Below are 24,756 nucleotides of genomic sequence, written 5' to 3'. Positions count from 1 at the left end.
CAGGGACCTGCCGTGTAATGTCGGGCGGGAGCAAGTGTTTGAGGCGCGGTCGCAGTTCGGTTGGCGTATGGGTGGTTGCCGCGTTTCTCACCGGGTGCGCTGCTTTGCCGGGCGGATCGCCCGCACCGCTCGACACCTATGAATTGAGCGCGCCGGCGATCGATCCTGCCGGCCGGCGCCAGGCGCGCACCCAGATTCTGATTGCCGAACCATCGGCGTTGAAACCGCTCGACGGTGAGAACATCGTCGTCAAGCCGGGGCCGGGATCGGTGGAGTTCCTCAAGGGCGCGCAATGGAGCGACCGCCTGCCCAAGGTCGTACAGGCGCGACTGGCCGAGACATTCCAGCGTTCGGGGCGTTTCGGCGGCGTCGGCAAACCCGGCGAAGGGTTGGCGATCGACTATCAGATCATCGTTGAAATCCGCGCCTTCGACATCGTGGTTGGCGGCGGCCAGCGCGCGCGGGCGGAACTGTTCGTGCGCATCTTGAACGACCGCAATGGCGTGGTGCGTGCGGCACGCGGCTTTTCTGCCGAGGTGCCGGTCGCCGGCAGTGGCAATGACGGCTTCGCCGCCGCGCTCGACGCCGCTTTCGGCAGCGTCGCCACCGATATCGTCGATTGGACGGTGTCCTCGATCTGACCCATGTGCCGCCGGCGATTGCGGCTCCTTCGGTCCGTTGCGGCGATACAAACGGGTTTGAAGCGGCGCTTGCGTACACGCAGAAATCGCACACTCTCGGGAACCGGCCTAAACCGGAGGCGCTTTCAGCCGAGGTCGCGCGCCTTCTTCGCCGCCGCCGCCAAGCCGCGGGCGATGTTTTCGGCAAGCGACGAGGCGCGCATGGCCTCCAGCCCCGCCGCGGTCGTGCCGGCATAGGCGAGCATCGCACGCACATGCGCGCCCGGCGCTTCCGGGCTCTCGGACAGGACGACACCGCTCGCCTTGAAGAGCTGGCGTACCGCGCGCTCGGCGATCTCCGGCGCGATGCCCTGGTCTCGCGCGTGGCCGATCATGCAGTCGGCGAGATAGGCGACGAAACCGGGGACCGGGCCGGTGAGGGCGGTGAAGTGGTCGATCTGGCCTTCTTCGGCGATCTCGTCGGTAAGCCCGCATGCCGTAAACAGCCGCTGCACCGCCGCCTTTTCGGCTTTTGAGACCGTGTCGGTGGCAAACCAGGGCGAATAGGCCAGCCCACGCGCCGCGACCGGGCTCGACATGGCCCGCACGATCTTGGCCGCACCGGTGTGACGCGCGATCCGTCGCGCGGTGATGCCGGCCATCACCGATACGGTCAGCTGGTCGCGTATGGTGACGGAAAGCGCGGAAAACAGCGCCGGCGGCAGGGACAGCACTATCAGATCGCTCACGTCGACCAGCGCCTGCGCGTCGGTCGTGACCGTGATGCCGGCCGTGCGGGCGAAATCGGGCGTTTTGCCCGACCGGTTGGCGATGCGGATCGTTTTCGCAGCGGTGCCGGTCCGCAAAAGCGCCTGGCAGATCGCGCCGCCGAGCGCGCCGCTGCCGCCGATAATGCCGATCGTTGCGTCGGTGTGCATGGGCTGTGGCCTCTTCTGCGTAGCTGGCAGAAGTCGCGGCCGGACGCTGATTGTGCGCCCGGCCGGGTGCGGTCTTACCGCAGCCGCCCGCTCGCATGGGCGAGCATGGTGTAGACCTTGCCGGTATCGGAGGTCAGGTAGGTCTCGGTCACCATGTTGTCGCGGTCATTGCGCGAGACGTCCTGCAGCAGTTTTTCGAAATCCTCGCAATAGCGGTCGACCGCAGCGCGGAATTCGCCGTCGACCTGATATTTGCGGCGAATCTCGTCAAAGGTCTGCTGGCCTTTCAGCGTGTAGAGCCGGCGCGTGAAGACGTTGCGCTCGCCGCGCCGATAACGCTGCCACAGCTCCACCGAGGCCTCGTGATCGATGGCGCGGGCGATGTCGACCGACAGCGAGTTGAGCGATTCGACTACGTGCAGCGCCGAGCGCGGCGCGGCGCGCGAGGCGGGCGCAGGCACTTCCTCTTCCTGCGAGGCGCGGCGCAGCAGGTTCTTCACCCAGCCGCCTTCCTGTGCCAGATCGGCGTCGTTGCGCTCGGCGGTATCGGCCTCGGCCGGGTTGATACTGCCGCGCAGGGCCGGCTCGTCAGCGCTGGCGCGTGCGCGCGGCTGTGGGGCCGGGGCAGGCTGGGGCTTGCGCGCGGGCTGCGGTGCGGCCTCGACGGGACGCGGTGCGGGCGCCGGTGCCGGGTCGGGCAAGTTGGCGGGGTCCGACACGTCGTACATGCGTCCCGACTTGGCAACGATATCGGCCAGTTCCTTGAGCGCGGCGATCTGTTCGGACACCGCACGCCGGATCGCGCCGGTCGATTCCTTCGCCTCCTCGGGCATTTCGAGCACCCCGCGCTTGAGTTCGGAGCGGGTTTCCTCCAGCTCCGCGCGGATGGCGCCGGCGGTGCTGCGGATTTCCTGCGTGGCGTCGGCAAAGCGCGCGGTCGCCGCGTCGATCACTTCCGAGATCGCGTTGCGGATCTGGTCGGTGGTCGCGATCGTGCGGCCCTCGGCCTTTTCGATGGCGTTTCCGACGACGTTCTCGAACGAACGCATCAGACCCTCGATGTCCTCCGACTTCTTGACCAGGCCGACGGCCAGTTCCTCGAGCGCCTTCTGGCGATCCTCCAGGGTGGAAGTGAGGTTGGACTGGGCCGAGCCGATCAGGTCCTGCGCCTGTGCCAGCAACTTGCTGTGATCGTCGAAGCGGCTGGCGATCCCGGCAATCTCGTTGAGGGTCTGCGAGGACAATTCCGACAGGCGGCCGACATTGGTGTCGATCATGCGCGCCGAACTGGCGAAGGTCTGGGCCGCCTTTTCCGTCGACGCGGCGAAGTTCTGCGTCGCGCCGGTCAGGCGTTCGTCGACCGCGCCGAGATTGCTGGTGGCGCCCTCGATCAAGTCACCAAGCCGACCGTTGGACTGCGACAGGCGATCGAGCAGTTCGTTGACCTTTCCGGCCAGCGTCTCGCGCGCGCCTTCCATGGCCGACAGCGATTCGGCGGTGCGGCTGGCGATGGCGTTGACCAGCGCGGCGTTTTCGCTGCGCAGGCGCTCGGTCGCCTTTTGGGTGGCTGTCTCCAGGCTTTTCTGCAGTTCGCCGCCCGAATCCTCGAAGCTCTTGATCAGCGGCCGCGCCTTTTCGTCGATAATGCGGGCGATATCCGTAGAACGGCTGGCCAGCAGGTCGTTGAGCTCGCGGGTGCGCTCGTCGAGCGTCTTGGCGGCTTCCTCCGTGCGCTGGCCGATATGCTGGTTCACCGCCGAGAAGGTTTCCGCGATCACGTTGGCGCGCGACACCAGCTGGGTCTCGGTCTTGGACACCTGCTCGACCAGCTTTTCGCCGATCCGCTCGGCGCTGCCGGCAAGCCGGTCCTCGGCATTCTGGATCTGGCCGCCGACCTTGCTGACGATCGAATCGGCGCCGTCGCCGAGCCGCTTCTCGACATCGGAAAGCGTCGCGGCGATCTGGTCGGCGCGCTTGGCGAGTTCGCCCGAGGTCTCTTGGGTGCGCTGGACGATGCGCTCGTCGGCCTCCTGGAAGGCGCGCACGATGCCGCCCGAGCGCTCGAGCAGTGTCCTGGCGGAGCTTTCGGCGCGCGCGGCCAGCTTTTCGTCGGCCTGTTCAAACACGCGCGAGATCGCCTCGGCGCGTTCGGTCAATGTCTTCGACGTCTCGCCGGCACGTGCTGCCAGCTTGTCGTCGGCCGCGTCGAAGGCGCTCGACAGGGCAATGGCGCGCTGCGACAGTTTTTCGCCGGTTGCCGCGACGCGCTGGTCGAGATTGCGTCCGGCCTCGTCGAAGGCCTGGGTGACGTCCTCGGCCCGGCCGAGCAGCGTCGTCGCGGTCTGCTCGACCCGCTTGGCGATGCGCTCGTCGGCATCCTCGAAGGCCTTGCCGGCGCCGTCCGAAAGCGCGGCGGTGATCTCGAGAACCTTGTCGCGCAGAGATCCGGCCACGACCATGGCGGTGTTTTCGATCGTGGCGCGGACATTTTCCACGCCGACGTCGAGGGCGCGCTGCATGGTGCCCGTGCGCTCCTCGATCACGCCGGTCTGGCGGCGGAAGGTCTCCTCGATCTTTTCGACGTCGCCGGCGAGCGCATGGGTGATTTCTCCACGGCTGCGCGACAGAAGATCGACATGGGCCTGGACCGCGGCGTCGACCATCGAGCGGGTCTCGGAAAGTTTTTCCAGATCCTGCTCCAGGGCGCGCGCCATGATGTTGCGGCCTTCGGCCAGCTTGCCGACATGCGCCGTCACCGAGGAATCGATGTTGCGATTGGCCTCGGCGAGCTTGTTGAGGTCCTCGTCGAGCGCGCGCGACAATTCGTGGCGGCGGCCGGCGAGGTTTTCGAGGTGTTCGTTGACCACGGAATCGATCAGCGCACGCGTGTCGGAAAGTTTCGACAGGTCGTCCTCGAGCGCCTGGGTCAGCACATTGCGGCCGTCGGCGAGACGGGCGACGTGGTCGGCGATCGCCTGGTCGATCATGCCGCGGGTCTCCGACAGTCGCACCAGGTCGGCCTCGATGGAAGCGGCGACCTGGTCGCGGCCCTCCGACAGCCGGGTCAGCTGTTCGCTGACCATCGCCTCGATGTTCGACCGGGTCGATTCGATCTGCTGCATGTCGGCATCGAGCGCCTGCGACAGGATATTGCGGCCCTCGGCGAGCTTGCCGACATGGGCGGTGACCACGCCGTCGATCTCGGAGCGGGCGTCGGTCAGGCGGGAAAGGTCCTCGTCGAGCGCCTGGCGGAACAGCTTGCGGCGTTCCGACAGCGTGCCGAGATGCTTCATGACGACGCCGTCGATCTCCGCCCGCGTCTCGGAGAGTTTTTGCAGATCCGCGTCGAGCGCGCCGGATATCGTGCTGCGGCCCTCGGCCAGCTTGTCGAGATGGGCTGCGACCGCCTGCTCGACATGGGCGATGTCGCGCTGGACCGTGTCGGTGATCGCGTTGCGGTGCTCGGCCAGCCTGTCGATCTGGGTCTGGACCACCGATTCGATGCCGGACAGGTCGTCCTGCAGCGCCTGGGTGAGGGCGCCGCGGCCCTCGACCAGCCTGTCGACATGTTGCGAAACCACCGAATCGATTTCGGCGCGCGTGTCGGCCAGCCGGCCGAGATCGTCATCAAGCGCCTGACGGAACAGTTTGCGGCCTTCGGCGAGTTTGCCGATATGGCTGACGACCACGCCGTCGATCTCGGCGCGGGCCTCGGTGAGCTGCAGCAGATCGGCCTCTAGCGCCTGGGTCAGCCGCTCGCGGCCGTCGTTCAGCCGTTCGAGCTGACCCGTGACCAGGGCGCCCATCCGCTCGGCCTCGCCTTCGAAGGCCTGCGTCAGCACGGTGCGGTTTTCCGACAGCCTGTCGATCTGGGAGGCAACCACGCCTTCCACGCGGGCGATATCCTCGTCGAGCGCGCGGGTGATCTCGCTGCGGCCTTGCTGGATCTGTTCCAGATGACCGGACACGACACCGTCGATCTCCGCGCGCGCCTGGGACAGGTGCTGGAGATCGTCGTCGAGCGCCTGGCGGAAGAAGGTGCGGTTTTCCGACAGCTTGTCGATCTGGGTGGCGACCGTCTGCTCGACGCGGGCGATATCCTCGTCGAGCGCGCGGGTGATCTCGGCGCGACCCTGCTGGAGCTTTTCCAGATGGCCGGAGACGACACCGTCGATTTCGGTGCGGGTCTGCGACAGGTGGGACAGATCGTCGTCGAGCGCCTGGCGGAACAGCTTGCGGCCTTCGGCGATCTTGCCGATATGACCGGCGACCACGCCGTCGATCTCGGTGCGGGCCTCGGCCAGGTGCTGCAGGTCGGAATCGAGCGCGGCGGTGAGTTGCGTGCGGCCTTCGGCCAGCTTGTCGACATAGCCGGACACGACATCGTCGATGCTCGTGCGCTCGCTCTGCAGGCGTTGCAGATCCGCCTCCAGCAGTTCCGACATGCGGTTGCGGCCGGCCTCCAGCTTCTCGCCGAAGGCGGCGGCGCGATCGTCGAGCATGGTCGCGGTCGACTGAACGACCTCGGACATCTGGCTGCCGATGCGCGCCTTGCCCTCGTCGACGGCGGTCGAGATTTCGTCGCGGCCGGTGCGGAAGGCGTCGGCGAGCTCGCGCGAGCGCTCGGCCAGGGTTTCGTTGATCTGACGTGCGCGCGCCTCGAGCGCGGCGTTCAGCTTTTCGGCGCCGGTGTCGACGGCCTGGGCCCTGGTCTCGAATTCGCTGATCAGCGACTGGCCGCGCTCGGCCAGCGTGCGCTCGATCTCCTGCAGGCGCCCGTCGAACTCGCGCGTCAGGGTTTCGGTGGATGCGCCCAGCAGCGAAACCATGCCGCTGGTGCGCTCGTCGAGCAGGTCCGACAGCGAGCGCGCCGCCGTCTCGGTCTTTTCGGTCAACGACACGATCCGCTCGTCAAGCAGGCTCGCGAACGCCTCGCCGGACACCGAGATGCGGCTGGCGATGGTTTCGACGCGCTCGTCGATCGCGCCCTGCAGCGTGTCGCCGCGCTCGCCGATCTGCGCGAGTAGCGTCTCGCCGGCGTTGGCGATGGTGGAATTGAGTGTGCCGGAGGCGTTGGAAACCGTGTCCTGGATCAGGTCGCTGGCGCTGTTGAGCTCGTCGCGGATCAGTTCGTGCGCGCCGGCGATCGAGGCCCGCACCCGCTCGGCATGGCTGATGACGGCTTCGCGTTCCGTTCCAAGACCGTCCACCAATAGCCTGATACGCCTTTCGTTTTCGGAATAGGCGTTCTCGAGTTCATTGACCTCCGTATGAACCAGCGTTTCCAGCTCGACCGCGCGCGCCAGGGTGCGCTCGATCCCTTCGCCCATCGCCTGAACCTCGCGCCGCACGGCCTGGCTGACCGTCATGATGCGTTCCTGAGACAGGGCCTCGGGGTCGACCAGGCGGAAGGCGACTTCGGTCATCGATTGGGCGGCCAGGCGCATTTCCTGGGCGCGGCGCACCATCGCCGCGAAGGCCCAGAACAGCAGCACCGGAACGACGATGCCGGCGGCGATCGCGATGGCGCCGGGCGTGGCCAGCAATTGGTCGAAACTGCGCACCTGCCAGATAGCGGGGGCGAACAGATAGTGCCCGAGCGCCAGCCCGGCCGCGATCCACAGCACCGACAGCGTCGCAGCCATCCAGTACACGGTACCCGACGGCCGCCGGTTGAGGGTGGCCAGCATGCTGGTGTAGTTTTTCTGGCGGTCGTCATTGGCCGGCGAAAAGGACGGGCGCGCCGCGTTCGCGGCGGTTTCGGGCGTGGCGGGACGCAGATCGGCTCGGGATTTTTGTGCAGCCGCGGGCACGGCTTCCGCCTCGGCCTTGGCAGCAGGGGCCGGCTTTTCCTCGGGTTTCGGCGCGGTGTCGGCCTTCGCGGGCTTTTCGTCGCCGCGGCCTTCCCGCGCCAGTTCCTCGGCGGCGGCCGAAATCTGGGCCTCCAGCTCGGCCATCGAAGCCGAAAGATCGATTTCCTGGTCGTTCAGGTCGAATTCGAGAGAGTCGGCGAGATCCTTTTCGACATCGCTTTCAAGCTTCTTGGTCGTCGTTGTTTTACGCGCCATGCCGCTGGTACCCTGTTATTCAACGTGCGGATCCGCCTCGCGTCCGCACGCTACGCCCCGTATACGCCACACAATTCTGCTGGGCGTATCGTAGTGTCACACAGGGGTAAAGAAAACACGCATTTGTGCGCATACCTAAAAGTTTAAACATAGGGTTAACGCGCCTTCACGGTTTTGGCCCAAAATCGGTCACAAAGCGGCAGTTTCGATTAACCCGTTATCCACGCCCGTGAATTAGGGTTTGGGGTGTTGGGACAGAACGGGTGAAGAGTATGGCGTATCCGAGCGTAGAGGTTGTGCCGTTTGCGATGCCGGGCGGCGAGACATGCGTTCCCTCGCGGCGCCGGCCGGTCGATCTGGTGCATCTGGCCAGGCAGACGATGGGCGACAGGGCGCTCGAGCAGGACGTGTTGTCGATGTTCGTCCAGCAGGCCCAGAGCGTGCGCGAGCAGATCGGCCGCTCCGACGCCGCGCAGCGTCGGTTTCTCGCGCATGGCCTGAAAGGCTCGGCGCGCGGCGTCGGCGCCTTCATCGTGGCCGAGCTGGCCGACGCGCTGGAGACCGATCCGGAGGACAAGCGCGCCGTCGACAGGCTTGCCAGGGCGATCGAGGACGTGCGCGATTTCGTCGCTGCGATCAGTCGCTGAGCCGCGTTGCCGCCGCCCGGCCGGCGGGAATAGGCAGGGTCGAGCCACGATGCGAGCACGGCGTGGTTGACACATGCGGTCAAGCGGTTAAGTCGGCAGGTCACTTCCTGTCGGGATCGCCTGCATGACCAAGATCACCTATATCGCGCATGACGGAACGCAGTTCGTTGTCGACGCCGAAGACGGTTCGACCGTGATGGAAAATGCCATCAAGAACGCAGTTCCAGGCATCGAGGCCGAGTGCGGGGGCGCCTGCGCCTGCGCCACCTGCCACGTCTATGTCGACGAGGCCTGGACCGAAACGGTCGGCGAGCCCGAGGCGATGGAAGAAGACATGCTCGACTTCGCCTACGACGTGCGCCCGAATTCGCGGCTGTCGTGCCAGATCACGGTGCGGTCCGAACTCGACGGGCTGGTCGTGACGGTGCCGGAACGTCAGGCCTGAGCATCGGCACTTTTCCCGCTTTCGCTCGCATTGCCTCCGCCGTCGCGCGAGCTTTGGCCCGTGCGGAAAAATGAGTTCGCCCCGCAGCGGGAACGGCTTTCCTCGCGGGCCGAACGGCTTTAGCGTGCCGTCGATCCCAGCGGCCGGAGCGCGAGACCAATTATGACCACAAAAACCGACGTTCTCATCATCGGCGCGGGGCCCGTCGGCCTGTTCGCCGTGTTCGAGCTGGGTCTGCTCGACATGAAGTGCCATCTGATCGACATTCTCGACCGTCCGGGCGGCCAGTGCGCCGAGCTCTATCCCGAAAAGCCGATCTACGACATTCCCGCCTGGCCGGTCATTTCGGCCCAGGAACTGGTCGACAAATTGATGGAGCAGATCGCGCCTTTCAAGCCCGGCTTCACCTTCAACCGCATGGTCACCGGCCTGGAACGACTGGAAGAGGGCGGTTTTCGCGTCACCACCGACGAAAACGAGATTTTCGAGGCCAAGGTCGTGGTCATCGCGGCCGGAGGCGGATCGTTTCAGCCCAAGCGCCCGCCGATTCCCGGCATCGAGGCGTTTGAGGGCAAGAGCGTGTTTTATTCCGTGCGGCGGATGGAGGAGTTTCGCGGCCACGACCTGCTGATCGTCGGGGGCGGCGATTCGGCGCTCGACTGGACGCTCAACCTGCAACCGGTCGCCAAATCGCTGACTTTGGTGCATCGGCGTCCGGAATTCCGCGCCGCGCCGGACAGCGTCAACAAGATGTATGCGCTGCAGGAGACGAAGGCGCTCGATTTTCAGGTCGGCCAGGTCAAGGAACTGATCGGCGAGGGCGGCCTGTTGAAGGCCGCCGTGATCAAGGGGCCGGACGGCGATGTCGAGATCGCCTGCACGCGCATGCTGCCGTTCTTCGGCCTGACGATGAAACTGGGGCCGATCGCCGATTGGGGGCTCAATCTGCACGAGAACCTGATCCCGGTCGACACCGAGAAGTTCGAAACCTCCGAGCCCGGCATTTTCGCCATCGGCGACATCAACTGGTATCCGGGCAAGCTCAAGCTGATCCTGTCGGGTTTCCACGAGGCGGCGCTGATGACGCAGGCCGCCAAGCGCATCTGCAACCCCGGCGAACGCGTGGTCTTCCAGTACACGACCTCGTCGACAAGCCTGCAGAAAAAGCTCGGCGTGACCTGAGTCCCAGGGCGCCGGCTCAGGACTGCGGCGGCCTATTTCGATCGCCGGCGCTTTTCCATTTGCTGCAGGCGATAGGTCAGAAGTCGCATCATCCGGTCCTCGAAGGTCTTGCCCTCGACACGGTCGAATCGTTCCTGGGCCTCGTCGTGCTTTTGCATGACATAGGCAGTCACGCGGTCGACCTTCTCCTTGAGCGCGGCGCAGTCGCGGCGACGGTCGATGCGCCGCAGCCGCTGTTCGAGCTCGCGCGCGTGTCGCTTGGCGATCTGGACGTGGAATTCCTCGTGCCGCTTGATGTCGGCCGACAGCGTGTCCCAGATCAGCCGGGTGTCGCCGTCGGCGCGCCGCCGCTGGACCCAGCGCGGCAGGATGATGCGGGCCGTGACCGAGACGCTGACCTTGTCGACCGCGCACCAACGATCGGTGCTGGCATGGGTCAGCTTGGTGGAAAACTTCATCCGCGTGGCGCCGGGATGGCGTTGGCCGGTGCTTTGGACCTGGGGGCCGCGCTTGGACAGTTCGCTATCGATCTCCTCGAGCGTGCGCCCGCCGATCGAAAAATAGCTGTAGCTGCGCGACACGGTCTGGGCCGCCGCCGCGGTCGTGCCGGCAAGCAGTATCGTCAGGACGAAGACGGACCTTCTCATCGCGGCCGATCCCGGTTAAGGCCAAGGCACGACCATGCGCCAGACCGGCAGGCGGCGCAACTAAAAAGCCGGTGTGCCGCAGGCATTGCCGGGACCGGAGAGCAAGGACGATGACCGAGGACGCGATAACGACGGAACCGGTTTTTTGGCCGCTCGCCCACGGCCGCGGCCTCACGCTCGGCCCCAAGGCGGTGGTCATGGGCATCGTCAACGTCACGCCGGACAGTTTTTCCGACGGCGGGCTGTTCGCCAACCGCGATGCGGCGCTCGAGGCGGCGCTGGCGATGGAGGCGCAAGGGGCCGCGATCGTGGATATTGGCGGGGAATCGACCAGGCCGGGTGCCGGTGCGGTCGATGCCGAAGCGGAGCAAGCGCGCGTTCTGCCTGTGATCGAGGCTCTGGCGCGCCGCTCCGATGTGTTGATTTCAATCGACACCTATCGTGCGGAAACGGCGCGCAAGGCGATCGCAGCCGGCGCGCATATCGTCAACGATATCTGGGCCTTGCAACGCGATCCTGACATGGCGGCCGCAATCGTTGAGACCGGAGCCGGCGCGGTGCTGATGCATAACAGCCGCGATCGCGCGCTCGAAGCCGACGTCATCGACGACCAGCGTGTCTTCCTGCAGCGCTCGCTTGCCCTCGCGCGTTCGGCCGGGCTCGGCGCGGAGCGCATCGTGCTCGATCCCGGTTTCGGCTTCGGCAAGGAAACGGCGGCGGTCAATCTGGAGCTTGCCGCGCGTTTCGGCGAACTGCACGCGCTCGGGCGGCCTTTGCTCGCCGGCACGTCGCGCAAGCGTTTCATTGGCCACGTCACCGGTCGCGAACCCGGCGCGCGGGGGGCGGGAACGGCTGCGACCAGCGTTTTTCTGCGCATGAAGGGCGCGGCGGTTTTTCGGGTGCACGACGTCGCAATCAATGTGGATGCGCTGAAGATGGCGGATGCTATGCTGGCCGCCCGCCCGCAACGCTGAGAGCGCCGACATGTATGTCATCCGGCTGAAAAATTGCGCTTTTTTCGCGCGCCACGGCGTACATGACGCCGAGGAGATGCTGGGGCAGCGCTTTTATGTCGACGCCGCCCTGACCGTCGACCCGCAAAAGCCGCTCGACGAGGACGATATCGGCGCCACGGTCGATTACGGCGAAGCGTTTCAGGTGATCGAGGCGATCGTGACCGGAAAACGCCGCTTCCTGATCGAGGCGCTGGCGCGCGATGTCGCCCGCCAGCTTTGCGCGCGCTTTCCGCAGATCAAGCAGGCCGAAATCACCGTCAGGAAGCCCAACGCGCCGGTGCCGGGCGTGCTCGACCATGTGGAGGTGACGCTTGTCTGGCCGCAATGAGGTCCGCGCCTTTCTCGGGCTGGGCGGCAATATTGGCGACCCGCTGACGGCGATGGCGGCGGCGCTGCGTATCGTCGACGCGGATATGTCGACACGGGTGGTGGCGGTTTCCTCGGTCTATCGTACGCCGCCCTGGGGCGTGGTGACGCAACCGGATTTTCTCAATTGCGTGGCCGAACTTCGCACCACGCTTTCCCCGCGCGCCCTGCTTGAACTGTGTCTGGGGGCCGAGCGGGAATTGAAACGCGTGCGCACCATACCCGGCGGTCCGCGGGTGATCGATGTCGACGTGCTCTGCCATGGCGCCACGACGCTTTGCGAAGACGGGCTCGAACTCCCGCATCCGCGCATGCTGCAACGCGCCTTCGTGTTGATTCCTTTACGGGAAATCGCGCCGGACCTGACCGTCGAGGGGCTCGGCCTCGACCATTATCTCACCCGGGCGGATACCTCCGGCATCAGTGTCGCCGAAGCAGGCGATGCCTGGTGGAAAGGCTGAAAACGCTTCCTGGACGACGGCTTGTTGCGGAGTGGTGCCGGCCGGCGACAACACGCCGGAACCCGGTTTTCTCGACTGAAGGACCCGGTTTACCCGATCGACCCTATCTGCGCGACACGGCTCCGACCGCGGTGGCGTCGACCCGCTTCAGATTCATGCCGATGACCGGCACGAGTTCCTTGTTCACGCGCACCGACACGGTGACGTTCATGGCGTCGTCGCCCTTCATCCGGGCCAGCATGGCGCCGTTGAGCTTGTCGCGGTTGAGCGACATCACGGCGCGCGAGCCATTGACGTTGCCGCCGACTATGTCGAGGCCCTTGCCGCTGGCACCGTCGAGAAACGTGCCCCGATAGCCTTTGCCGTGGCGCACGATCGAAGCCGACATTTTTTGCGAAAACACGCCCACCCGGCAACTTCCGCCGAGCGTCATCCCGACCTTGCCGGAATGGGCGGTGCCGGTGAGGGTGCAGGTGAATTTCGTGCCTTTGTATTTGCCGGCAACGATCTCGCCGGGGCCGACCCATTCGCCGCGCACCGACTGGAAGAACGTATGATCGCGATCCGCGGCAAGCGCCGTGGCTTGGGAAAGAAACAATGCCGCGGCTGCCGACGGCAAGAGTGTGCGAAGAACACGATTCATCTGGCTACCCGGTCACCGGAATACTGGACGCGACAGCCGATCCTTGCCCCAGAATGGTTAATGCTTTGTCTAGGCCGCGCGCCTTTGTCGCAGAATGCGCAACTCGCGGCCATCTTTCAAGCACCGATTTGGCAGCGTGTCATGACGACGGCGGCTGGTTTTGCGCCTTATCGCCGACCAGCCGGGTCAGCGCGGACAGAAAATCGCCAAGGCCGGGGCGCTTTTGCGCGCGGAAGGGCAGGGGCCTGGCCGCCTCCATCGCCGCGATGCCGATCCTGACCGTCATCATGCCGTTGACCACGCCTTCGCCGAGCTTGGCCGACAGGCGCGCGGCTAGGCCGTGGCCCACAAGCTGCTGGACGAGACTGTCGCCGGCGGCGATCGAACCGGTCACGGCGAGATGGGCAAGCACGGAGCGGGTCAGGCGCAAGAAACCGAGCGTGCCCGGTCGCCCGCCGTAGAGATCGGCGATCCGGCGTACCAGCCGGGCGGTTTCGTAAAGCACGTAGGCAAGGTCGACCAGCGCCCGCGGGCTGACGGCGGTGACCAGCGACACGCGCTTTCCTGCGTCAAGCACCAGTTGGCGCGCGCGCCCGTCGAGCGGGCCCAGCAATTCGGTCTCGGCCAGCGCGATCAGGTCCGGCGCGTCGATGACGTCGTCGCGCAATGCCTCGAGCGCGGTGCGGCCAGCGGCGGTTTCGGGCTTGGCGGCAAGAAAGCCGGAAAGGTCGTCGGTCAGATCGCGTGCCGCCTTGGCGTCGGCGCGCGCCACGACGTCGTCGGCGCGTCTGCGCATGCGCTCGACCGAGGCCAGCCGCATCAAGGCCAGAACTTCGCGCATCAGGATCGCGACGAGCGCGGCGCCGGCGAGCGCGGTCAGGCCGATCGCCGTCCAGCCGAGCCAGTCGGCGCGGGCGAACAGCTCGCGCACCAGGCGGTCGACCCATAGGCCGACGGCGAGCGATATCAGGATGCCGGTGGCGCCTAAAAACAGCGCGGCGAGGCGTGAGCGACGCGGGGCGGGCGGCAGCGGCCGCAGCTCGGCATCGGCGCCATCTTCGAAATAGTCGTTTTCGTCCGGCTTGACGGCGACCAGATCGTCGCCGCGCACGGCGCGCGGCCGGCGCGGTTTTCGGTCTGCGGGCGCGTCGGCCGTCTTGGTCGCCGTGGCCGGCTTGGAGGGGGCCTCGTGCGCCGGCAGGCGGAAGGCGGCGGGTGTGCGCTTTGTGTTCATGCCAGCCGGTCTCCGAGCAGGAATTGCAGGGCCCGGTCGAGCCGGATATGCGGCAGGACCAGCGACAGACCGTCGGCGGATCGCTCCAGGCGCGGGGGGCGGAAACGCACGAAGCGCAACGCCTCGACCGGTGTCGTGTCGGCCGCCGCGTCGAACAACGGGCCGATATCGTCCGGCAGGTCGCCGGGAAAGACCGCGGTTTCGCTCTCGCCGTCGAATGTTTCCTTGCCGATGGTCTCGCCGGCCAGCGGCGTGCCGATGATCACCGGCAAATCCTCGCGTCCCTGCCGGACCGTGCCTTCGCGGGTCGCTCGCAAGGCGGCCATGGCGACGGCGTCGATCTCGGCACCGGTCAGCCGCGCCCTGGCCACGGCCCGGTCGGCGAGCCGGCGTACGATCGCCTGCAGCCGGTCGTGGTTTTCGTGGTGCAGGTGGTCCGCCTTGGTGGCGGCGACCAGGATACGGTCGATACGGCGCGTCAGCAGGTCGGTGACGAGATTGCCGCGCCCCGGCCGGAAGCAGGACAGGATGTCGGTCAGCGCGCGCTCGAGGTCGGCGAGCGCGGCCGGTCCGGCATTGAGCGCCTGCAGCGCGTCGACCAGCACGATCTGCCGGTCGAGCCGGGTGATGTGCTCGCGAAAGAACGGTTTGACGACATGGGTCTTGTAGGCCTCGAACCGGCGCTCCATCATCGCGTAGAGCGAGCCGGGGCGGGTGCGGCCGGTCTTTTCCTGCGGCAGCGGCGCGAAGGTGAGCGCCGGCGAGCCGTCGAGGTCGCCGGGCATCAGCAGGCGGCCGGGCGGCAGGGTGGAGAGCGCGCGGCTGTCTTCTTTGCAGGCTCTCAGATAGGCGGCGAAACGGTCGGCCAGCGCCTTGGCCGTCATCTCGTCGGCATCGGCATTCGGATCGACCGCGTTCGCCGCGGCCAGCCAGTCGGCGGCGAGATCGGCGCGCACCGGCAGCGTGGCCAGTTCGCGCGATTCGCGGCAGAAAGCGGCGTAATTCTTGCCGAGCAGCGGCAGGTCGAGCAGCCATTCGCCGGGATAGTCGACAATATCGACCGACAATTGGCCGCGCGAGAACATGCGTCCCCAGGCCGAGGCCGATTCATAAGCGATCGTTAGGCGCAGTTCCGAGATCGCGCGGGTCGATTCGGGCCAGCGGCGCTCCTTCACCAGGGCGTCGATATGCTCCTCGTACTGGAAGCGCGGCACGGCGTCGTCGGGCTGTTCCTCCAGAAAGGCACGCGCGATGCGCCCGGTTTTCTGCGCTTCGAACAGCGGCAGTCTCCCGCCATGGATCAGATTGTGCACCAGCGAGGAAATGAAGACCGTCTTGCCGGCTCGCGACAGGCCGGTCACGCCGAGCCTGATATTCGGGGAAACGATGCCGGCGGCGCGGCTGGCGAGCGTGTCGAGCGCGATCAGCGCCTCGTCTGCATAGGTTGTCAGGGACGCCAAATCGCCTCCGTGCGGTTGCGCTCAAACCTCATCGATATAGGCAGCGCGGCTGCGAATTGGAATGGAGCGGCGGCCCGGCGCGCGCTCATGCCCGCTCGGGCGTCAGGAAGGCGTCGAGCCGCGCGTCGGCGGCCGATGCCTCGAACAGCGGCTTGGCGAAGGAAAACACTGCCAGCCCGGCAGTCGGAAAGCCGCGAGCCAGGCGCTGGCGGGCCTCCTCGTCGCCGTGCCGGGCGAAGGCGAAGGCCAGTTCCTCGATCATCGGATTGTGGCCGATGATCAAAAGCGCGTCGGCGTCGCCATTGTTGCGCATGATGGTCAGATAGGCGCCGGGATCCGACCCGTAGAGGGAGCCCGACATCAGCGCCTGGCCGGGCTTGTACCCAAGCGCCGTGGCCACGCCCTGCCAGGTCTCGAGCGCCCGGCGTGCCGGCGAGCATACGACGACGCTCGGCACGTGACCGCCCGCGCGCATCGCCGCGCCGATCGCGACGGCCTGGTCACGGCCGTCCTCGGTCAGGGCGCGGTCGTAATCGCGCCCGCCCGGTTCGGCCCAGGCCGCTTTGGCGTGGCGCAGCAGAAAGAGGCGGCTCATCGTGGTCTCCCCGTCCGGCGCCACACGCACCGTATCCGATCCCGTTCCTAAGGCATCCGCCATGGCCGGCGCAATATCGCCGCGTGCGCCGATACCGTGTCCTCCCGGCGCCGGCAGGCTGTAATCGGCTCTGACAAAGACGTGATTTCTCCGACCTTTGTGCTTGTGCCGTCAAATTCGCCCGAATATATAAGCGCCGGTTCATTGTGCGGGGTGACTCGAATGAGTGGAACCAAAGAACAGAACTACGTCCCTTCCGAGGACGAGCCGTTCATGAACGAGCGGCAAAAGACCTATTTCAGGACCAAGCTGATCTCCTGGAAGAACGATATTCTGCGGGAAGCACGCGAGACGCTGGAATCGCTGCAGCAGGAAAACGCCAACCATCCCGATCTCGCCGACCGCGCGTCGTCGGAAACCGACCGGGCGATCGAATTGCGCGCTCGCGACCGCCAGCGCAAACTGATCTCCAAGATCGACGCGGCCCTGCAGCGCATCGATGACGGCACCTACGGCTATTGCGAGGAAACCGGCGAACCGATCTCGCTCAAGCGTCTCGACGCGCGGCCGATCGCGACCTTGTCGATCGAGGCGCAGGAGCGGCACGAGCGGCGCGAAAAAGTCTATCGCGACGATTGAACCGGCCTTCAGGCGGCAGGATGGAATGAGGCGGCTGACGAGGCCGTCTTTTTTCATGTTCGTTTGACGGTCTGCCGGGCGGGCTTCGAGCGGCCGGCCGCGGCGCGCGCTCGCCGTTTGCGAACTCTATTTGTCGTCGCGTGAAAGCTCGCCGAGCAGTTTTGACATTTCGTCGTCGAGCGAGCCGTCCTTGGCCCGTGCTTTCGGCGCGTCCGCGCTCAGCGACTGGTTGAGTTCGCGCAGCAGCGCGTCGTCAAGGTCGCTGTCGTCGTGCGGGGCCGGTGCCGGTTTGGGCGCCGGCGCCGCAACGGGCGCGGCCGGTGCCGGCGTTGCGGGGCGAACCGGCGCCGGCTGGGGCCTGGGAGCGGCGGCAGGCTCCGGCTGGCGCCAGGCGGGAGCCTGCTTGGCGGCCGGCGCTGCGGGCGGCGGGGATGCAGGTCGGGCAGGCGGCGGTGCTGCGGGGCGCGCCGGGGGAGCGGGGCGTTCCGGGCTCCGCAAGCTTGAAAACGGCCGGGTCGGGGCCGCGTCTGCCTTGCTCGGCGCCGGCTGCGGTTGCTGCGGCGGGGCCTGGCGCGCCGGCGCTTCGGCCTCGTCGGTGATCGACCGCGAGGCCTTGTGGATCATGCGGATATCCTGTTCGACGACGATGTCGCTCGTGCCGCCGATCAGGATGAGGTGTTCCACGTCGTCGCGCCGCACCAGCACCAGGCGGCGGCGCGTGTCGATCGCGGTGGCGTCCATGACGGCGAGCCTGGCTTTGCGGTTGCGCCCGCCGGCGATGAAGGTTCCCGCCGTTATGCCGCGCAGAAGGCGCAGGGCGATCAGCACGATGACGATGATGACGAGGGCCAACAGGACCCATCCGACCAGCGGCGCGTATTGAGGTCCGATCATCCCTTCCAGCCATGCCGTCATTGCCGCTTCCTTTCCCCGCGTTTTGGTGGCGAACACTAAAACGTTTCATGTGTAAATGGAAACGTCTCGGGCGCCGTTTGCGGCAGATATCGGCCGCCGGCGGGGGGGCCGGCACGCGGCAGTCCAACTTCGGCGCCGCGCGCAACGCCGCGCCCGCATTGCAGACGGGCAAAGCCGCCCTGCGAGGCCGGAATTTGCCGGCAAGCGGGCGGACGGGCTTTCGCCTGCGCGCAGAATGTGATTCATACCGGTCGGGTTCAATCGACAGGAATCGGGCAGGACGGAGCGGCAATGGCAGGAGAAGGCCGGGGGAAGGGCTATCCCGACCCGATCGTCGACCAGAATGCGCGCCCGGGCACCATTGCCCGTCTGGTCGTCTTCATCGTTGTCCTGATTTGCGCCGCCTTCTTGTTCGTGCTCATGCGCGACCGTTTCGGCGATCCGTTTCTGCTCGGCATGCTCGGCGTGCTGGCGATGATCGGCATCGGCTATCTGTTCGCCACCGCGATCGGCTTCGTGCAGATCGCGCCGCGCTCCAGCGGCGACGAACTGGCCAAGGCCTATGTCGATTCCATGCCGCAAGGGCTTATCGTCAGCGACCTGAAGGGGCGGGTCTGCTACGCCAACCGCGCCTATGCCGATCTGACCGGCGCCAGTTCGGCCGCCGACGTGCGTTCTGTGGAGGGGTTGCTGTCCGACAATCCCGATGCCGCGCCGGTGGTGGAACGCATCGCCTCGGCGCTGCGCGACGGGCAGAGCGGCGAGGGCGAGTTCCGCATGTCGCAGTCGATAAGGCCGGGCTCGGAGCCGGGTGCGCGCTGGTATCGCGCCAGGGCGCGCAGCTTTGCCGCGCCGACCCAGCGCCAGCCTTTGTTGTCCTGGCAGATCGAGGATATTTCTGCCGAGCGTGCCGAACAGGAACGCTTCTTTCTCGACCTCCAGCAGGCGATCGACCATCTCGACCACGCCCCCGCCGGGTTCTTTTCCACCGACGCTGACGACCGCGTGACCTATGTCAACGCCACGCTTGCCGAATGGCTGGGCATCGACCTGGCCAGTTTCACGCCCGGATCCGTCACCTTGCCGGAAATCGTCGCCGGCGACGGCATGGCGCTGATCCGCTCGGTGAAGGCGGAGCCGGGCTCGGTGCGTAATGCCGTCATCGATCTCGATTTGTTGACGGGCGGCGGCGAGGCGCTGCCGGTGCGTTTCATGCACAAGACCATGGCCAGTCGCGACGGCGTGCCCGGCGCGAGCCGCACCATCGTGCTCAATCGCGCGAAGGGCGAGGACGCGACCGCCGATTTGCGCGCCTCGGAGGTGCGCTTCACGCGTTTCTTCAACTCCACCCCGATGGCGATCGCCGGCGTCGACGGCAAGGGCCGCATCCTGCGCACCAACGCGCCCTTCCTGTCGTTGTTCGGATCGGTCGTCGACCGCGCCTCGGTCGAACGCAAGCTGCGTCTGGAAACCGTCATCCACGAGCGCGACCGTTCGGCCTTTGCCGCCGCGCTGGAAAAGGCCAAGCTGCGCCAGGCCGATATCGCCCCCATCGACACCGTTCTGCCCGGCGACGACGAGCGCCACATGCGCTTTTACGTCAACGCCGTGGCCGATGCGGGCGAGGATGCGGAGGAGGCGGCGATCGTCTACGCCGTGGAGACCACCGAGCAGAAGGCGCTCGAGGCGCAGATGGCCCAGGGCCAGAAAATGCAGGCGGTCGGTCAGCTCGCCGGCGGTATCGCGCATGATTTCAACAACGTGCTGACGGCCATCATCATGGCCTCGGATCTGCTGCTGACCAATCACCGCCCGTCGGACCCGTCTTTTCCCGACATCATGAACATCAAGCAGAACGCCAACCGCGCCGCCTCGCTGGTGCGGCAGCTTTTGGCGTTTTCGCGGCGCCAGACGCTGCGGCCGGAAGTGCTGAGCCTGACCGACGTGTTGGCCGATTTGCGCATGCTGTTGGCACGGCTGATCGGCAACGAGATCAAGCTCAAGATAGAGCATGGCCGCGACCTGTGGCCGGTGCGCGTCGATCTCGGCCAGTTCGAACAGGTGATCGTCAATCTCACCGTCAACGCCCGCGACGCCATGCCCGACGGCGGCGAACTGACGGTGCGCACCCGCAATTGCGCGGTCGAGGACTGCGCGGGGCTGCCCTATCGCGAGCTCGCGCCGGCGGACTATGTGCTCGTCGAGGTCGAGGACACCGGCACCGGTATTCCCGCCGACGCGCTGAAGAAGATTTTCGAGCCGTTCTTCACCACCAAGGAGGTCGGCAAGGGCACCGGGCTCGGCCTGTCGATGGTCTACGGCATCATCAAGCAGACCGGCGGTTTCATCTTCTGCGATTCGCAGGAGGGAGACGGCACGACGTTCCGCATCTTCCTGCCGCGCCATGTCGAGGTCAGCGCGGATGGCACGGCCGAGGCAGCCGCGGCCGAAAAGACGGCGGACGCCCCGGCCGCGGCCGTCCCGCAAAAGGACCTTTCCGGAACGGCAACGGTGCTGTTGGTGGAGGACGAGGACGCCGTGCGCATGGGCGGCATGCGCGCGCTCACCTCGCGCGGCTACACCGTGCACGAGGCGACCTCGGGCCTCGAGGCGCTGGAGATCTTCAAGGAACTGGACGGCAAGGTCGACATCGTCGTGTCCGACGTGGTGATGCCGGAAATGGACGGGCCGACGCTGCTTGGCGAACTGCTCAAGCTGCAGCCCGACATCCGTTTCATCTTCGTTTCCGGCTATGCCGAGGACGCGTTTGCCAAGAACCTGCCCGAGGAAGCCAAGTTCGGCTTTTTGCCGAAACCGTTTTCGCTCAAGCAGTTGGCGACCGTGGTCAAGGAGATGCTGGAAAACGGCGAGTGAGGCCGGCTATCCGGTACGCGCCGCGGCGATGCGCGCGGCCAGCCGGGCGTTATTCTCCACCAGCGCGATATTGGTGGCCAGGCTGCGTCCGTCGGTCAGTTTCAGGATGCGTTCGAGCAGGAACGGGGTGACGGCCTTGCCCGACACCCTTTCGGCTTCGGCGGCCTCTTGGGCGGCGGCGATGAACCCCGCCATCTCGTCTGCCGGGATCTCGTGTTCGGCCGGAACCGGATTGGCGACCAGCATGCCGCCGCCGAGCCCGAGCGCGCCGCGGGTCTTAAAAAACCGCGCGATCGCCTCCGGCGTGTCGAGCCGCAGCGGTGCGGGATGCGGCGAGCGGCGCGACCAGAAGGCCGGCATCGTGTCGCTGCCATAGGCGACCACCGGCACGCTGCGGCTTTCCAGCACTTCCAGCGTCTTGTCGATGTCGAGGATCGCCTTGGCGCCGGCCGAGACCACGATGACCGGTGTGCGGGCGAGCTCGTCGAGATCGGCGGAGATGTCGAAGCTGGTCTCGGCGCCCTTGTGCACGCCGCCGATGCCGCCGGTGGCGAACACCGTGATGCCGGCCAGGGCCGCGCCGATCATGGTGGCGGCGACCGTGGTGCCGCCGGTCCGGCGCTGGCTCACGGCAAAGGCGAGGTCGGCGCGCGACAGCTTCATCGCCTCGCCGGTCCTGGCGAGCGTGGTGCGCTCCTGCGGCGTGAGGCCGATCTTGAGCCGCCCGTCGATGACGGCGATCGTGGCCGGCACCGCGCCCTCGGCTTCGATGATGGCTTCGACATTGGCCGCCATCTCGTCGTTCTGCGGATAGGGCATGCCGTGGGTGATGATGGTGCTTTCGAGCGCGACCACCGGCTTGCGGGCGGCGAGCGCGTCCGCCACCGGTTGGGCGATGTCGACGAGGGCCTGGGCGCTATGCGGGATCATGGGCAAACCGTTCTGTCTTGCGGGAGGGGAAGGAAAGCGGGCGCCGGCACGCGCGCCAGCGTCTGTGCGAAGGTTTGGTCGTCGTGATCGGCAATCGCAGCGGCACTTTCCAGGCACAGCACGGCCGCGGCAACGCCCCGGCGCAAGGCCTCGGCGAACGGAAGTTTCGCCGTCAGGCTCTCGACCATCGTGCCGGCAAGGGCGTCGCCGGCGCCGGTGACGTCGGCAATCCGGCGCGGCGGCGGCGGCGTCAGGCGGTAGAACGCCTCGTCGTCGAAGGCGATGAGTTCGCCGCCGCCGGCCGTCACCACCGCGCGTGCAAGGCCGGCCGCGCGCAGGGCCGCGACCAGCGCCTGCGGCGGCGCGGTCGCCGCCGTCGCCGTCAGCGCCGCCGCCTCGCGCCGGTTCATGAACAGGCCGGCCAGCCGGTCGGCGACCGGGGCCAGGCGGCCGACCTTGGCCGGCGAGATCGCGATCGCGTAAAGCGGGCTGGCGCCGGCAAGGCCGGCGAGCCGGTCGAGCGCGGCGGTCGAAAGGTTGGCGTCGCACAAAACCGCGTCGGCGTCCGCCACGGCCGCGCGTGCGCCCGAGCGGCGTAATTGCCTGTCGAAGGCGGCGTCGTAAAGCGCCATGTCGGCGAGCGCGGCGACCACGTCGCCGTCGGCGTCGAGGATCGCGGTGTAGCTGGCCGTCGTGCGGTCGAGATAGACGGCCGACAGATCCGCGATGCCGGCAGCCGCGATCGCGGCCGCCACGGCTTCGCCGGCCGCATCCCCGCCGCGCGCCGACATCAGCGCGACACGGGCGCCGCGGCCGGCCATGACGCGTGCGGCGTTGAAGACGCCGCCGCCGACCTCCTCGCGCATCGTGCCGGGATTGGAGGCGCCGGGCACGAACGGGCCTGCGACCCGGCCGCGCCGGTCGATATGGGCGCCGCCGACGGCAAGGATTGTGCGGGAAGCTGAAGGCATCGTGGCGCCGGACTGGGAAGAAAAGACGGGCCGGCGCGCGGCCGGCGTGGCGACATTACCGGCCGGGATTTGCGCTGGCAACGGGGCCGGCCGAATCGGCCCCGCCGACCCTCGGACGGGGCCGCAAAACCGTGGGAGAGGGAATACATCCGCTGTGGTGCGGATGTATCCCCTTGAAACATGTAGGGAGAATCTCTATATTCGGAGCATGAGCAAGAAACCCAAAGCCCCGACACTCAAAGATTTCCTCGCACAGTTCCCCGACGATGATTCGTGCCTCGATCATCTGATGGCTACCCGCTACGGAAAGCGCCACGAATGCGCCAAGTGCGGCAGGCTCGCCAACTTCCATCGCGTGAGGTCGCGCCGCTGCTACGAATGCGATTTCTGCGGCTATCAGGTCTATCCGACTGCAGGGACGCCGTTCGAAAACACCCGCACATCCCTGCGGGACTGGTTCCACGTCATGTTCATGTTCACGACTTCCCGCAACGGCGTGTCCGCCAAGGAAGTCCAGCGCACCATCGGCGTGACGTACAAGACAGCTTGGCGCATGTGCAACCTGATCCGCCAGTACATGGGCTATGTCGATGGCGACAACAGCCTCGGCGGCAAGGGCGGCGGCATTGTCGAGGCCGACAAGGCGTTTATCGGCGGCAAGGACAAGCGCGGCCATGACGACAAGGCCATCGTGATCGGCATCACCGAGCGCGGCGGCGAAACGGTCACCCGCGTCATTCCCTCACGCCGTGAAAAGGACGTGCTCCCCGCCATCGCGAAATGGGTCCGGCAAGGTTCGCGCATCGCTACCGACGAGGCCAAGGCGTTCAGGAACCTTGGCGAGTACGGCTATCGCCACGGCACCGTCAATCACTCCGAAGGCCAGTACGTCTCGGGTCAGGTCCATACCAACACCATCGAAGCGTTCTGGGCGAACGTGAAACGGTCTATCGAGGGGACTTACGTTTCGGTGTCGAAGAAGTGGCTCCAAACTTACCTTTGGGAGTTCGAGTTCCGCCAGAACCTTCGGAAGCACCCGCATCTGATGCTCGACCTGCTTTTGCGGTCTTTCCCCCGTCCTGCGCCAAAGGCGGACGCGTAAGCATCGCCTTTAGGAGGCCATCAAAGCGATCTGACAGCCTATCCATTCTCCAACCCCAGAGATTGCAGCCTGTATCCCATCGCTTCCGCCGAGACTTGGAAGCGCTTAGCCATTTCGGACACATCGCCATGCGTATCTTCGTAGCAGGCGCGGACGAGGCGCGCGGGCATCAGTAGCTTTGCAGCTATACGATTTGCCTCAGTCTCATGCTCCGGCAAAATCTGGCGATTGTTGAATCGCCCAATATCGAGGCTTCGATATGCCTTTGTATCATCGACGCCGGAACCGATAAGGTTCCGATGTAGAAGATAATGCGCCAACTCGTGTGCCATCGTAAAACGACGGCGATAGTAGTGGTCGTCCTTATTGACAGAAATCTTAAAAGTGCCGTCGTCGAGACGCTCGATTTGTCCTGCGATCCTTGGATGTAGCTCGGCCTTGCGTTCCAGCTCTACGCCGAGGGCCTCTATCAACGTCTCAATCCTGACCGGCGCGTCCGCAGTGTAGCGCTCTATTAGCTCACTCGCCTTAGCCATCTGTCTTTTCCTCTTCGCGCCCATCTTCGTCGATGGTCGCAGCAATCTCGCTAAAGAAATCTCGCTCACTATCGGTTCCAAACGCGCCCGAAAGGAGATTTGCATTCGCACGTATTGCTTCGACTAATACATGCGGGTTCTGAGCAAGATGATCCCGCACGATATTTGGCAGCAACTCGCGCACCTCATCCTTGGCGCGCTGGTCTACAACCCCACGGTAGAACCAGAATCCTAATATCGTTGCCACAACAATCGCCAGGCTCAGAAGCCCAATCATAAGGGACAGCACGTCAAGCCGCCCGACCTGCGCAGCCAAGTGAATAGCATCGGTGGCGTTTGCGGCTTGGTCAGTCACCCGGCAATCGACCGACTGCTTGACCCAAACCAACGCCGGGTCCGGGCATTGAGGTAACGGAATATACGTTCCGCCTTTCCACAATCACCATTCCTCCCGACTCATATGGTGT

Annotated in this window: 22 protein-coding genes; 10 read left to right on the top strand and 12 right to left on the bottom strand. The window is 66.2% G+C overall.

Annotated features, from left to right (window positions below; genetic code table 11):
- Nucleotides 1–104: 104 nt before the first annotated feature.
- Entirely contained in the window at nucleotides 105–641 is a 537-nt protein-coding gene (locus EP380_RS11530; RefSeq protein WP_420845856.1) for an ABC-type transport auxiliary lipoprotein family protein, read from the top strand.
- Between the two features lie 125 nt (nucleotides 642–766).
- On the opposite strand, the gene EP380_RS11525 is transcribed toward EP380_RS11530, so the two are convergent.
- A complete protein-coding gene (locus EP380_RS11525) occupies nucleotides 767–1,558 on the bottom strand; it encodes a pyrroline-5-carboxylate reductase family protein (RefSeq protein ID WP_127598741.1) in 792 nt (263 codons plus the stop codon).
- Nucleotides 1,559–1,632: 74 nt separating this feature from the next.
- Complete coding sequence (locus EP380_RS11520) at nucleotides 1,633–7,626, bottom strand: apolipoprotein A-IV repeat region-like domain-containing protein (RefSeq protein WP_127598739.1); 5,994 nt, start codon at nucleotides 7,624–7,626, stop codon at nucleotides 1,633–1,635.
- Nucleotides 7,627–7,898: 272 nt separating this feature from the next.
- Here EP380_RS11520 and EP380_RS11515 point away from each other — a divergent pair, with 272 nt between their 5' ends.
- The 3 genes from EP380_RS11515 to EP380_RS11505 all read left to right on the top strand — a co-directional run bounded on the left by EP380_RS11515 (nucleotide 7,899) and on the right by EP380_RS11505 (nucleotide 9,900).
- A complete protein-coding gene (locus EP380_RS11515; RefSeq protein ID WP_127598823.1) occupies nucleotides 7,899–8,273 on the top strand; it encodes an Hpt domain-containing protein in 375 nt (124 codons plus the stop codon).
- A 124-nt stretch (nucleotides 8,274–8,397) separates the two neighbouring features.
- Nucleotides 8,398–8,718, top strand: coding sequence for a 2Fe-2S iron-sulfur cluster-binding protein (locus EP380_RS11510; RefSeq protein WP_106569262.1), 321 nt, complete (start codon nucleotides 8,398–8,400; stop codon nucleotides 8,716–8,718).
- Between the two features lie 162 nt (nucleotides 8,719–8,880).
- Nucleotides 8,881–9,900 (top strand): NAD(P)/FAD-dependent oxidoreductase, encoded by a 1,020-nt coding sequence (locus EP380_RS11505; protein WP_127598738.1) that lies wholly within the window; start codon nucleotides 8,881–8,883, stop codon nucleotides 9,898–9,900.
- A 32-nt stretch (nucleotides 9,901–9,932) separates the two neighbouring features.
- Here the strand turns inward: EP380_RS11505 and EP380_RS11500 are convergent, their stop codons facing one another.
- Nucleotides 9,933–10,547, bottom strand: a complete 615-nt coding sequence (locus EP380_RS11500; protein ID WP_106569264.1) for a DUF922 domain-containing Zn-dependent protease — start codon at nucleotides 10,545–10,547, stop codon at nucleotides 9,933–9,935.
- Nucleotides 10,548–10,657: 110 nt separating this feature from the next.
- Between EP380_RS11500 and folP the strand changes: the two genes are divergently transcribed.
- From folP to folK, 3 genes are read left to right on the top strand one after another with little or no spacing between them, the layout of a single operon-like run.
- Entirely contained in the window at nucleotides 10,658–11,521 is an 864-nt protein-coding gene (gene folP / locus EP380_RS11495; protein ID WP_127598735.1) for a dihydropteroate synthase, read from the top strand.
- Between the two features lie 10 nt (nucleotides 11,522–11,531).
- Nucleotides 11,532–11,891, top strand: coding sequence for a dihydroneopterin aldolase (folB, locus tag EP380_RS11490; RefSeq protein ID WP_127598733.1), 360 nt, complete (start codon nucleotides 11,532–11,534; stop codon nucleotides 11,889–11,891).
- A complete protein-coding gene (gene folK, locus EP380_RS11485) occupies nucleotides 11,875–12,390 on the top strand; it encodes a 2-amino-4-hydroxy-6-hydroxymethyldihydropteridine diphosphokinase (RefSeq protein WP_127598732.1) in 516 nt (171 codons plus the stop codon). The genes folB and folK overlap by 17 nt, the downstream gene beginning before the upstream one ends.
- 103 nt (nucleotides 12,391–12,493) lie before the next feature.
- Here the strand turns inward: folK and EP380_RS11480 are convergent, their stop codons facing one another.
- The 4 genes from EP380_RS11480 to EP380_RS11465 form a co-directional block, all read right to left on the bottom strand.
- Nucleotides 12,494–13,033, bottom strand: a complete 540-nt coding sequence (locus EP380_RS11480) for a hypothetical protein (protein ID WP_106569268.1) — start codon at nucleotides 13,031–13,033, stop codon at nucleotides 12,494–12,496.
- A gap of 139 nt (nucleotides 13,034–13,172) precedes the next feature.
- Nucleotides 13,173–14,267 (bottom strand): YcjF family protein, encoded by a 1,095-nt coding sequence (locus tag EP380_RS11475; RefSeq protein WP_127598730.1) that lies wholly within the window; start codon nucleotides 14,265–14,267, stop codon nucleotides 13,173–13,175.
- Nucleotides 14,264–15,727 carry a YcjX family GTP-binding protein gene (locus tag EP380_RS11470; RefSeq protein WP_127598727.1) on the bottom strand — a complete coding sequence of 488 codons (1,464 nt, stop codon included), beginning with the start codon at nucleotides 15,725–15,727 and terminating at the stop codon, nucleotides 14,264–14,266. Before EP380_RS11470 ends, EP380_RS11475 begins: the two co-directional genes overlap by 4 nt.
- A gap of 85 nt (nucleotides 15,728–15,812) precedes the next feature.
- Complete coding sequence (locus tag EP380_RS11465; protein ID WP_158264277.1) at nucleotides 15,813–16,322, bottom strand: SixA phosphatase family protein; 510 nt, start codon at nucleotides 16,320–16,322, stop codon at nucleotides 15,813–15,815.
- Between the two features lie 222 nt (nucleotides 16,323–16,544).
- Between EP380_RS11465 and dksA the strand changes: the two genes are divergently transcribed.
- Complete coding sequence (gene dksA / locus EP380_RS11460) at nucleotides 16,545–16,961, top strand: RNA polymerase-binding protein DksA (RefSeq protein ID WP_106569272.1); 417 nt, start codon at nucleotides 16,545–16,547, stop codon at nucleotides 16,959–16,961.
- A gap of 126 nt (nucleotides 16,962–17,087) precedes the next feature.
- Here dksA and EP380_RS11455 read toward each other — a convergent pair whose 3' ends face one another.
- Nucleotides 17,088–17,876 carry a flagellar biosynthetic protein FliO gene (locus tag EP380_RS11455; RefSeq protein ID WP_127598725.1) on the bottom strand — a complete coding sequence of 263 codons (789 nt, stop codon included), beginning with the start codon at nucleotides 17,874–17,876 and terminating at the stop codon, nucleotides 17,088–17,090.
- A gap of 291 nt (nucleotides 17,877–18,167) precedes the next feature.
- Between EP380_RS11455 and cckA the strand changes: the two genes are divergently transcribed.
- The gene (gene cckA, locus EP380_RS11450) at nucleotides 18,168–20,750 is read left to right on the top strand and encodes a cell cycle histidine kinase CckA (RefSeq protein WP_127598723.1); all 2,583 of its coding nucleotides are present in this window, start codon (nucleotides 18,168–18,170) and stop codon (nucleotides 20,748–20,750) included.
- A gap of 6 nt (nucleotides 20,751–20,756) precedes the next feature.
- Here the strand turns inward: cckA and EP380_RS11445 are convergent, their stop codons facing one another.
- Both EP380_RS11445 and EP380_RS11440 read right to left on the bottom strand, forming a co-directional pair.
- Entirely contained in the window at nucleotides 20,757–21,680 is a 924-nt protein-coding gene (locus EP380_RS11445; protein ID WP_127598721.1) for a pseudouridine-5'-phosphate glycosidase, read from the bottom strand.
- Nucleotides 21,677–22,651 carry a PfkB family carbohydrate kinase gene (locus tag EP380_RS11440; protein ID WP_127598718.1) on the bottom strand — a complete coding sequence of 325 codons (975 nt, stop codon included), beginning with the start codon at nucleotides 22,649–22,651 and terminating at the stop codon, nucleotides 21,677–21,679. The genes EP380_RS11445 and EP380_RS11440 overlap by 4 nt, the downstream gene beginning before the upstream one ends.
- 208 nt (nucleotides 22,652–22,859) lie before the next feature.
- On the opposite strand from EP380_RS11440, the gene EP380_RS11435 reads away from it, so the two are divergent.
- The gene (locus EP380_RS11435; protein ID WP_127598716.1) at nucleotides 22,860–23,753 is read left to right on the top strand and encodes an IS1595 family transposase; all 894 of its coding nucleotides are present in this window, start codon (nucleotides 22,860–22,862) and stop codon (nucleotides 23,751–23,753) included.
- A 38-nt stretch (nucleotides 23,754–23,791) separates the two neighbouring features.
- Here EP380_RS11435 and EP380_RS11430 read toward each other — a convergent pair whose 3' ends face one another.
- Both EP380_RS11430 and EP380_RS11425 read right to left on the bottom strand, forming a co-directional pair.
- Complete coding sequence (locus EP380_RS11430) at nucleotides 23,792–24,289, bottom strand: ImmA/IrrE family metallo-endopeptidase (protein WP_164749833.1); 498 nt, start codon at nucleotides 24,287–24,289, stop codon at nucleotides 23,792–23,794.
- Nucleotides 24,282–24,728 carry a hypothetical protein gene (locus EP380_RS11425; RefSeq protein WP_127598712.1) on the bottom strand — a complete coding sequence of 149 codons (447 nt, stop codon included), beginning with the start codon at nucleotides 24,726–24,728 and terminating at the stop codon, nucleotides 24,282–24,284. Before EP380_RS11425 ends, EP380_RS11430 begins: the two co-directional genes overlap by 8 nt.
- Nucleotides 24,729–24,756: the final 28 nt, after the last annotated feature.

Source organism: Nitratireductor alexandrii (assembly GCF_004000215.1).
Taxonomy (GTDB): Bacteria; Pseudomonadota; Alphaproteobacteria; order Rhizobiales; family Rhizobiaceae; genus Mangrovimarina; species Mangrovimarina alexandrii.
This window is presented reverse-complemented; position numbering and strand designations above follow the sequence as displayed.